This window comes from Spirochaetota bacterium (assembly GCA_035477215.1).
Taxonomy (GTDB): Bacteria; Spirochaetota; UBA4802; order UBA4802; family UBA5368; genus MVZN01.
Genome location: DATIKU010000023.1, coordinates 22,930 through 33,341 on the forward strand (window position 1 = coordinate 22,930; position 10,412 = coordinate 33,341).

10 protein-coding genes are annotated in these 10,412 nt (G+C 58.0%); 5 read left to right on the plus strand and 5 right to left on the minus strand.

The genetic code is table 11. The features are described 5' to 3' along the window. Positions 1-80: 80 nt before the first annotated feature. On the minus strand, positions 81-890 hold the full coding sequence (locus VLM75_05620) for a class I SAM-dependent methyltransferase (protein ID HSV96400.1): 810 nt from the start codon (positions 888-890) through the stop codon (positions 81-83). Further along, positions 887-2,362 (minus strand): putative glycoside hydrolase, encoded by a 1,476-nt coding sequence (locus tag VLM75_05625; protein HSV96401.1) that lies wholly within the window; start codon positions 2,360-2,362, stop codon positions 887-889. The genes VLM75_05620 and VLM75_05625 overlap by 4 nt, the downstream gene beginning before the upstream one ends. A gap of 179 nt (positions 2,363-2,541) precedes the next feature. On the opposite strand from VLM75_05625, the gene VLM75_05630 reads away from it, so the two are divergent. The 4 genes from VLM75_05630 to VLM75_05645 all read left to right on the plus strand — a co-directional run bounded on the left by VLM75_05630 (position 2,542) and on the right by VLM75_05645 (position 5,749). Then, positions 2,542-3,336 (plus strand): ABC transporter permease, encoded by a 795-nt coding sequence (locus VLM75_05630; protein HSV96402.1) that lies wholly within the window; start codon positions 2,542-2,544, stop codon positions 3,334-3,336. Between the two features lie 9 nt (positions 3,337-3,345). Next, positions 3,346-4,107 carry an ATP-binding cassette domain-containing protein gene (locus VLM75_05635; GenBank protein ID HSV96403.1) on the plus strand — a complete coding sequence of 254 codons (762 nt, stop codon included), beginning with the start codon at positions 3,346-3,348 and terminating at the stop codon, positions 4,105-4,107. Between the two features lie 13 nt (positions 4,108-4,120). Continuing rightward, the gene (locus VLM75_05640; GenBank protein ID HSV96404.1) at positions 4,121-4,804 is read left to right on the plus strand and encodes an MlaD family protein; all 684 of its coding nucleotides are present in this window, start codon (positions 4,121-4,123) and stop codon (positions 4,802-4,804) included. A 75-nt stretch (positions 4,805-4,879) separates the two neighbouring features. After that, complete coding sequence (locus VLM75_05645) at positions 4,880-5,749, plus strand: glycosyltransferase (GenBank protein HSV96405.1); 870 nt, start codon at positions 4,880-4,882, stop codon at positions 5,747-5,749. Here the strand turns inward: VLM75_05645 and VLM75_05650 are convergent. The 3 genes from VLM75_05650 to VLM75_05660 form a co-directional block, all read right to left on the minus strand. Then, entirely contained in the window at positions 5,694-6,770 is a 1,077-nt protein-coding gene (locus tag VLM75_05650) for a hypothetical protein (protein HSV96406.1), read from the minus strand. The two genes, VLM75_05645 and VLM75_05650, sit on opposite strands and share 56 nt — an antisense overlap. A gap of 2 nt (positions 6,771-6,772) precedes the next feature. Beyond that, a complete protein-coding gene (locus VLM75_05655; protein ID HSV96407.1) occupies positions 6,773-7,822 on the minus strand; it encodes an RNA polymerase sigma factor RpoD/SigA in 1,050 nt (349 codons plus the stop codon). A 91-nt stretch (positions 7,823-7,913) separates the two neighbouring features. Beyond that, positions 7,914-8,726, minus strand: coding sequence for a hypothetical protein (locus VLM75_05660; protein ID HSV96408.1), 813 nt, complete (start codon positions 8,724-8,726; stop codon positions 7,914-7,916). Between the two features lie 265 nt (positions 8,727-8,991). Here VLM75_05660 and VLM75_05665 point away from each other — a divergent pair, with 265 nt between their 5' ends. After that, positions 8,992-10,143, plus strand: a complete 1,152-nt coding sequence (locus VLM75_05665) for a SpoIIE family protein phosphatase (protein ID HSV96409.1) — start codon at positions 8,992-8,994, stop codon at positions 10,141-10,143. Positions 10,144-10,412: the final 269 nt, after the last annotated feature.

The window sequence follows — 10,412 nt, forward strand, 5'->3', positions numbered from 1 at the left end:
ATTATCGTTTACGGAGACCGTTATGCATAACACGGCCGGTTCGGAGTGTCAATACCGTAATTCGGTGCGGGCATTAATAGTTATTTCACCACCTTCACCATTAACGTCACACCGAAGTGCCTGAGAAAGGGAAGGCGGCCGTTGGCCAGCGCCTCGATCCGGTCCGATATACGGCGAAGCGCGCGGTGGAATCGCCGCGGAACGAGGATGTAGTGCCAGGTCCACTTGGTGTGGATGTTCCACGGGGGGCGGAATTCGTGCGCCGTTGTTTCGCATTGCGAAAAGAGGCCGCGGCATAGTTTTTTGATTTCGCCGATACGGTAAAAGCGCATCCGGATGGGGTCGCGGTAGCGAAAGACATGTATGCTTATAAACTGGAGGAAGGCAAAGAGCAGGTTCTCCGGCGCGAAGCGGGAGGGCACACGGATGTAGGCCGTACCGCCGCTCTTCAATACCCGGTGTACCTCGCCGAGGACAAGCCTTCCGTTTGCCTTTGAGAGGTGCTGAAGAACGAGAAGCGAATAGGCCATGTCGAAGCTGTCGTCCCTGAAGGGGAGCCTGGTGCCGTCGCCGCGCAAGAGTACCGGCCGGTGGCCGTTCTTTTCGAGATGCTTTTTGCTCTGCTCGAGCATCGCCTGGGAGATATCCAGTCCAACGCCTCGCGCGCCCCGGTCCAGCACGGGCTTGAGCACCCGGCCCCAGCCGCAGCCCAGGTCGAGCGTGAGCGCACCCTTTTGGACGGGGAAGGGCGGCGGTGCGTCGAGGAGGTTTCCGTAATAGTCCGTGAGGATCGCCTCCACGCCCAGCGTTATAAAAGGGGCGTCTTTGATGGCCCCCTCGTTCCAGACGTCCAGGTATGCACGGTAAAAATCGCTGTCCTTTACGATCACTGTTTGCGTTCCTTTCCGGCATGTTTTAGCTTTTCGGCCGCGGTCAGCCTCTGCATCGCCGCGTGGACGGGATCGTACGAATTCGATGCGTTCCAGAAGAGATAGCCGCGCGCGCCCGCGTCGACGGCGCCGCGGATCTGCTCCAGGATGTAGTCGTCGTTGTACGATTTAGTCCTCCACCTGAAGGCCTGAAGCCACGGGCGCACCGTCGTCTGCGGCGCGAGCGCCTTCACGCGCGCGCACCCCCGGTTGATGAAATAATACGGCTGGTCGCCAGGATTGGCGTGGCCGTCGAAATGGTCGTTGAAGTGCGACGGGTACAGCATCGGCGAGATCACCTCGCAGTGCTTCGCCATCTGCTCAATCCTCTGGCCGATATTTCGAATGTCGATCTCCTTTCCCCACGCCGCCACGCCGAAGATATCGACGGAGAGATTGACGTGCCGCCCGGCCAGCTCGGTGTGCGCCCGCTGCAGAAATCCGGTGATCGTCGCGTCCCTGGGTATCTGGCCGAAGTGGTGCGCATAGGCGGCGTCACCGAGGTTGCCGGAGGTGGGGAAGCGGATGTAATCGAACTGGATTTCGTCGACGCCCTTTTCGGCAATCTCGATCGCCAGCGCGATGTTGTAATCCTGCACGTACTTGTTGGTCGGATCGCACCACAGTTCGGCCCCGGCGCTCCACGGGCTTCCGCTTTTCTTCGAACGGATTGCGTATTCCGGCTTCTTCCGGTACAGCGCGTGGTCGTGGAACACGGCGATCCGGGCGATCACGTATATACCCTTGTCCTTAAGGTATCGTATGAGCTTGTCGACGTCGTCGATGCATCGCTTCTCGTGTGTATTGTACTCGATCGCGGCGGGGACATGGCTTCGATAGTTCACGATTCCGGTGATGTCCTTGACGTCGAAAACCACCGTATTGATCCCAACGGCGAGGAAGCGCTCGAGCGACCGAAGCGTATTTTCGCTCGCCATCGCTCCCCCGGTGTAGTAGAGCCCCCGGCTCTCGATGATCGGCGGCTTGGCGGTTCTTTTGAAGGATGGAACGCGCGGCGGGACGGAGTACGGGATGTACACGACCGAGCCTTTCGCCAGGGTGTCGGCCCCGAGCGCGTTATATTCCTTAATCGTCCGCTCGAGATGGTAGCGCCTGAAAAAGTGCGTATAGCGGAGCGCGGACTCGGCGACCTCCCTGAGACGAATATCGCGCGGCGCCTGAAAGAGCAGCGTTCGGCCGCAATGGTTGAAGCCGGGGGGAAGGCTTCGGTAAACCGCGATATGGTCGCGTCGTTCCTGCGTCCCCATGATGGTAAAGGTGCTTTTGGGGAAGACCGACCGGTAGAGACCGAGAAAGGCCCCCCGGACGCTGTCGGCGAGGAGGGTGACGGCGCCCGCGTTTATTACGACAAGCCACTGGAGCATGAACGTGCAGAGGAGCAGGGTGAGGATCTGGCGGTTTCGTTTATTCATCGGGTGATGGCGATCTCGTTGCAGCGCGCCGCTCCGGTTTTCGATTTTAGTTGCAATTACAGCGGCGGTGGACGATAAATGTACATCGCGCACGGCCCTTCCCGGCCCGCCTTTCGCGCCGGAAGCGGTAGGACTATGAATAATCGTTGAGCCCAAAAAGCAACAGAAAAAAAACGACCATGCTGAAAATTGAAATGGCATTGAATACGCCGGTAAGAAAGATCATCGCCTTAGGGGAGGGGGTGAGGAATTTTTACAGTTTCGTCGAGTCGATCGTGGTGTCGTTTCGCTCGATCAAGTACCTTCGATTTCGGTCAATCTATTCCATCGTGGTCAACCAGACCCGCTTCACCGGAATCGACGCACTTCCCATAATCGTTTCGATCGCGCTCCTGCTCGGTGCGACCACGATCATCCAGGCCACCAAGAACTTTCCGAAGTTCGGGATCGAGGGATTTATCGGGAACCTCCTCGTCATCATCATCGCCAGGGAACTGGGGCCGCTCGCCACCGCCATAATCGTCGTGAGCCGTTCGGGCTCTGCGATCGCCGCGGAGATCGCCACGCAGAAACAGAACAGGGAGATTCTCTCGCTCGAGCTCATGGGGATCGACACCAAGCTCTATATCGTTTTCCCGCGCATCCTCGCGACGATCATGGCGATCTTCTCGCTGATCATCATCTTCGACATCACCGCCTTTTTCGGTGGCTATCTAATTTCACTCAGCACGGTATACATCCCGGCGGGCGTGTTCGTGCAGACCGTGCTCGACGCGTTCAGCTTCAGCGACCTTGCCATCACCATCCTTAAAAGCGTGCTCTTCGGCATTCTCATCCCGCTCATCTGCTGCTACTACGGTTTTATGCCGCAATCCGACTTCCAGATACCGATATTCGTCTCGCGCGCCGTGGTGCGTACGCTCGTAATATTATTTGTGATAAACGCCTTCATTTCGGCGCTCTTCTATTTTTAGGTGGCGTATATGAACCGGGAAGAACTGCTCAGAGTCGAATCGGTCAGTTTAACCGACGCGGGCGGGGCCGCCTGTGGCGACGTTTCGTTCTCGATGACCAGGGGAGAAAACCTGGTCATCTTCGGTCCCGAGGACTCGGGGGCCGAGGTCGTCTGCCCGCTCATCGCCGGCACGGTGATTTCGTTCGACGGCGAGATATTTTTCAAGGGCCGTTCGGTCGAGAGTTACGACTATGTCGAGCGCCACAATTACCGCAAGGAGCTCGGATATCTCCAGAAGAATTACGGCCTGATCAACAACATGTCGGTCGAGGAGAACATCGAGCTCCCGCTGCGCTATCACTCGAGGCTCTCGTCAGGGGAGATCGGGTCGCTCGTAAACCGTCTTATTGGCGAGCTGGGACTCGAGCACTGCCGCGCCCTCCGTCCGGTTTCACTGTCGGGCTCGGAGACCCTGCGGACCGCGTACTGCCGCTCGATCGCGCTCGACCCGGACCTGCTGCTCATAGAGCACGCTCTCGAAGGGCAGTGTCTTCTCAATTCCCGGCAATTCCTGAGGGCGCTGGGGCGATGGTGCCAGCGCGACGATCGCTCGGTCATCATCGTCACCTATGAGCCGGGGCCTTTTGTGGACTTTTCCGACCGCTTTATCATGCTGTACGAGGGCAACATCGTCTTCTCGGGTTCGCGCGGGGACTTTCTCGCGCGGCAAAACGACTATCTCGACCAGTACATGCGTTCGTCCCTTGACGGGCCGATGAAAGTACGGTAATCGGAGGCAGGCTATGAAACTGGAAAAAAACGAGCTGCGCGTCGGTATATTCATCATAATACCGGTGGCCATACTCCTGCTCTTTGTAGTGCTGAAGCTCGGCTACTCCTTCGCGAGCTCCACCATCGACGTATATCTGAAGATCGACAGCATCGCCGCGATCAAGGAGGGCACGCTGGTGAAGATCAAGGGCTATACGGTGGGCCGGGTGATCGATATAAAGCCGGTCTACAAGCCGGCGCTGCATTTCCTCGCGGTCATGCGCATACGCCGCGACATCGACCTCTACGAGGACTGCTCGGCGGTGATACAGAACCAGAACATCATCGGCGACCCGGTCATCGACATCCGCAATCCCGAGAAGAAGGGGGAGCTTCTGCGTTCCGGCTCGGTCATCGAGGGGGTCGAGTACGTCAACCTCGAGGCCATTTTACAGGATGTCCATGCCCTGCTTGCGACGTTGCAGGGCGCCGTCGGCGTTATCCGCGATATCTCTCTCGACAGCCGGAGCAACCTGCGAACGCTCCTCGCCAACCTTTCGGGCAGCATGGCCACCGTCAACGACCTTCTGCTTAATTCACAGAAGGACATCCTCGAGATCCTGACCTCGTTCAGGCAGACGGCGAAGACCATGAACGAGATCTCGGAGGAGCTCAAGAAGCATCCGGTTAAATTCCTGTTCAAGGGACAGAAATAGCCCGTGCGTTACGGCGTTACGGCGCAGGCGCGGATTCGAATCCGCGCCGTAGCGCCGTAACCGAACCAGTCCATCATGCATCTGTTCTCAGTCATAATCCCGGTGTACAACCGTCCCGTTCCGCTCCGGCGGGCGATCGAGTCAGTGCTCGCGCAGAGCTTTCGCGATTATGAGATCATCGTGGTGGACGACGGCTCCACCGACCACACGGGGACGGCAGCGCGCTCATTTCCCGCCGTCCGGTATTTCAGGCAGGAGCGCCGCGGCGTGAGCGCGGCGCGCAACCGTGGGGCCGCCGAATCTCGCGCGCGGTACCTTGCCTTTCTCGACTCGGACGACGAATGGCTGCCCGGAAAGCTCGGGGCGCAGCGTGAATTTATCGAACGAAATCCCCTCGTGCGCATACATCAGACCGACGAGACCTGGATACGCCGAGGCATCAGGGTTAACCCGATGAAGAAGCACCGCAAGCCCGAGGGCGATATCTTCATTCCATCACTCGACCTGTGCCTGGTGAGCCCTTCGGCCGTCGCGATCGAGCGCTCGCTTTTCGATCGCGTTGGCGGTTTCGATGAGCGCCTTGAGGTGTGCGAGGATTACGACCTGTGGTTGCGGATTGCGCTCGACGAACGGGTGGGCCTTGTGGACAGGAAGCTCGTGGTGAAACATGGCGGGCACGACGACCAGCTCTCGCGTCGGCACTGGGGGATGGACCGGTTCAGGGTGTACGCCATCATGAAGCTTCTGCGCGAAAGGGCGGACGACATGGCGTCCCCGCGTCGCGATGCGGCGAGGGAGGCGGCCCGGAGCAGGTGCGTCATACTGGCACAGGGGGCGCGAAAGCGGGGCAACAACAAGCTCGCCGTCATTCTTGAATCGGTGATGCGGGCTATCGATGATGAAGACTATAGCAATACAGCGTTTGAGAGCCTCGCAGAAGCATGACGGACGCCTTGAGGGAGGCCTGCAGGTACGACTCTATCGGGAAGTTGCGGGCGAAAAGCACGGTGCCGTCGGGGAGAAACGCGAGCGCCTGTGCGCCGCCTTCGGACCTCGTATAGCCGGCGACATAGATGCCGCCGTCGTGATCGAGCGAGGCCATTCCCGTACGCGCGGCGGGGATTTTTAAAAGCGCAAGGGTCTTCGCTTTCCGGTTTACGACCAGAATCCTGTTATAGTCGAGTATCGCCGCGGTGCCGTCGTCCAGAACGGTAAGCGCCGTACGCGCCACATGCACCCGCGAGAGCGCCGAGGCCGATGCCTTCCTGTCCACGGTCGCGATGATCGCGATATAGTCTCCCCTCTCGTTTCCGTAGTGGAGCGCGACGTACGCTCCCGAAGGCGATACAGCGATGCTCTTGATAAGGGTGCCACCGCCCGTCCCGGCGCTCAGAAGCCGCCTTCCCGTCGAGTCGATCACATGGTAGCTTCCGTCAAGGAAGCCCAGCGCCGCGATGTCCGTTCCCTTCGAAAAGGCGAGGACCGTCAGGAACCGTCCGGAAACGGGTTCCCCCGTCTGATTGCCGTGAAAGTCGAGCGCCCTTACCCGGGTCTGGTCGCTGTTGACAAGGAGAACGATTTTTCCGTTATACGATAGATGCGGATACTCGCGCGAGTCGGACTTCCAGAAGGGGCTGCCGTCGGCGGCGAAAAACTCCACCTCGGCGCCGAGCTTCTGATAGGCGGCGTAATATCCGCCGTTCCCGCTTGCGGCGAAGAGCGTCTCACCGAACGCGCGCCTGGAGATGAGCCGCCCGTCGGCGGCCAGCAGTGTAAGCGTATTCGCCGAAATGATCGGCGGGAGGGCGCGCGCAAAGAGCGCTCTGTTGGGCGAGCGTTCGATCGATTCCGGGGTCGCAATCGGGCCGTGCCATTCGGGATACAGCTCGATCGCCGGATCCGCCTGCCATAGGGGAGTTAGGCCCAGAACGGCGCCCGTGATGATTCCTATTAAAAGATAGCGCATGGTCACTCCAGCATGAAGCTTTTAAGACGATGGCTGCGCGATGGATGACGGAGCCGGCGGATGGCCTTTTTTTCGATCTGGCGGATCCTCTCCTTGGACAGCTTGAACTTCTCGCCTATCTGCTGGAGGGACAGCGGTTTCTCGCCGTCCAGTCCAAAGCGCATTTTAAGTATCTCGCGCTCCGACGCGGTGAGGGTGTTGAGCACGGCGTTGAGCGCGTCCTTCAGCGAATCTTCAAGGAGCTGGCGGTCCGGTGCGTCGACCCGGGCGTCCTCGAGCATGCTGATTATGCTGGTGTCGTCGGAATCGCCGAATGTAGCGTCGAGCGAGATGTGGTCTTGCGAGATGTTGCGCAGATAATTGATCTCTTCGTCGTCCATGTCCAGCTCCTCCGCTATCTCGTGCGCGGAGGGTTCGCGCCCCAGCTTGTGCTCGAGCTTTTTGTGCATCTTCTCGATCTTCTGCATGTCGGCGGTGCGGTTGAGCGGCAGCCGGATGAGCGAAATCTTCTGGCTGATGGCGAGGATGATGGCCTGGCGTATCCACCATACGGCATACGAGATGAAGTGATAGCCTCTTTCGGGATCGAACTTGTCGGCCGCCTTGATGAGCCCCATGTTTCCTTCGTTGATGATGTCGAGGAGCGAGATCCCGCTGGTCTGGTATTTCTTCGCGATGGAGACTACGAAGCGAAGATTGGACTTTATCAGCTTCTCCTTGGCCTTTTCGTCGCCGTCGCGTGCGGCCCTGGCGCACGTCTCTTCCTCCTCGCGGCTGAGGAGGGGTATCTTGTTAATTTGCTCCAGGTACCATGTTATGGAGGAATCGGAGAAGCTGTCGCCCCGGGCCTTTTTCGCTCGCCCGGGGGCCCGCTTCGTCCCGGTGTGGAAAGAATCGGAATCGGACTCGTCATCGTCGAACAGGTCCTCGTCGACCTCGCCGTCGAAGCCGTCTTCGAGTACGTCGAGGTCGTGTTCTATGGAGTCGGTCTCTAAAGACCGCGCTCTGCCGGGGGTATCACCCGCCGCGGATGTCGTTTTTTTCCGGGCCATAGTGTTCTTATGATGGTTGATCGCCGTTCCGCGGCTTGGGATGTTCCGCAGGATTGGATACGGTCAACGGGCGGGGGGGAAAAATCAAGTATTATTTGGGGCCCCAGAGCGAGGCGAGCCTGCCGGGAAGATCCTGGATCGACGCGGCGTATCCGGGGGTTTCGATGAGCGCATCGAGTCCGTGTTCCGCGAAGAGGAGCCGTGCTTCATCCCTTGATTTAATGGTGGTGCCGGCGAGCCTGTCTTCGGCGCGCGAAGGCCGACCGCCGTCCATCGTGAAGAGCAGGTGACGCGATGATTTCAGCCTTTGCCTGGATTTAACCGGAGAGAGAAACAGCATCTCGACCGATGAAAGTTCCTTCCCCCTGTAGGCGAGAGAGACCTCCCTGCGGAACACCGTGCCGTCCACCAGTATCTTCACGAGGATTCCATCGATATACGAAAACCTTGTGATTACGAGCGGCGTCCGGTTCCTGGCGATGCTGTGCGAGCTTTTAAAGGATGTTTCGGTGCGGACGAGGTCGCCGCCGCTTCCATAGAAGAAGGATTCGACCCAGGCGTCGTCGATAGACGATCCGTCGCGGATTTCACGCGCCCGGTGCGACTGGATGCGGAGCCTTCCGGTCTGATCGTAGGAGAATGTTCGCGTAATGAGCGTTTCTCCGCCCGGCGACGTCAGCCTGGAGGCCTTTGACAGCCTGCCGGCGGCGTCGTATTCGAGCGATATTCTTCCGGTTACAACTCCTTTTTCGACGAAATGTATTTCGCGGAGCCGGCCGTCGTCTCCCGTAATCCGAACCGTCTTATATGAACCGCACGCGGTAAGCGCGAACAACAGTGCCGGTATGATGATGGTTGCCCGGGCGTTAAGGGCCGGGAGGTATCTTGTGTTTGTCGTGCTCATGGTGCGTTCGCGGCCGCCTGTGCTCCGTAACGACATGCTGGCTTCAACCCCGGGACCTCCAATGTTTCACTTTGCATTTCCAAGTTTAGAAAGCGCCGAAAATGTCGATTTTGTCAATGACAATTTACCCGCACCGCTCCGGCATGGAGGTGCCGGGAGTGGTGCCCTGCTCCGGGCTAACGGGACGGCCAAAGGTATAAACTTGTTGATTTTTTATTATTATGAATTATTAGTGTGGCAAACACCGTCCCGCCTGGAGAGTACTGTGCCCGCATCGAGCGCGAAAAATTCCGAGAAGCGCAGCGTCCTCATCATCGATGACAGCAAGCTCAACAGGGCGGTGGTGCGCAACACCCTTTCGAAGCTCGACATGGAAGTTGCCGAGGCCCGGGACGGCATCGAAGGCCTGGAAATACTGGGGCGGCGGCGCTTTGACCTTGTGCTCGTCGATAACATCATGCCGAACCTCGACGGTTTCGGTTTCATCGAGCGTTTCAAGAAAAAAATTGGAAACGAGTTTATCCCCGTCATACTCATGACAGGCTCTGAGGATCTCAACACGAAGATCGCGGGGCTCAACATCGGTGCGGATGATTATCTAATCAAGCCGCTGAACGAAAACGAGCTTTCAGCCCGGGTCAACTCGCTTCTCCGCCTGAAAAAAACCCACGACGAACTCTATAAAAAAAACCTCCTCGTCAAAAAGGAGCTCGACATAGCCAGGAGGGTGCAGCAGTTCATCATCCCCAGGGACTTCTCCTGCATTTCGTACCCGTCCATAAGCGGACGCTATCTCCCCATAGAGGACATCGGGGGAGATTTTTTTGACTGCTACAGGCTCGGGGACGACACGGGAATTCTCATCGCCGACGTGACGGGCCACGGCATACCCGCCGCCATGGTGATGACCATGTCGAAGATGATGTTCGGCCTCTACGCGGCCCAGATCGATTCTCCAGGCGTGCTGCTCTCGCGCGTGAATAACGAGCTCAGGAAGCTCATCCTGGACAACCAGTATATCACTGCTTTTTATATCATTTACGACGCCCGGAGGCGCCAGCTCCGCTTCACCAATGCCGGGCACGCCCGACCGCTCTATTACCGGCGGAGCAGCGGGAGGATGCTGGCCCTGGACACCGACGGTCTCTTCGTGGGCATCAAGGACGGCGCCGAGTACCAGGAAAAAACCCTCAATATCGAGGAGGGGGACCGCCTCCTCCTCTACACTGACGGAATCACCGAGCTAAAGAACTCCCGGCGCGAGGAATTCGGCGAGAAGCGCCTGGCGAGGTTCATCATCGACAACTCCGGGGAAACCGGCGCCGCATTCTGCGACGACCTTCTTTCGGAAATACGTTTTTTCTCGGGCGGCGAGCCCCCCGACGACGACATAGCCTTCCTGTACGTGGAGTTCTAACAGTTTCCTGAAAAACCAGGGTATACTGCTCAAAATATTTTCTGAAATTCGTTGCGTTAGATCTTTTAAAACCTACAAGTGCATTTTTACCTGAACCTGAATGCTTTTCGTCGACAAACAGCACTTGTCACACCCTATATTGCCCTAATTTAACCTGAAACAGCCAGGATATTTCGAATACGCAATATATTGTAAACGCTTACTGCAAATTTAAAAAGATACTCGACCCGATCCAGTCCGCGAAAGTGAGGCCGTCGCATAATTGAAAA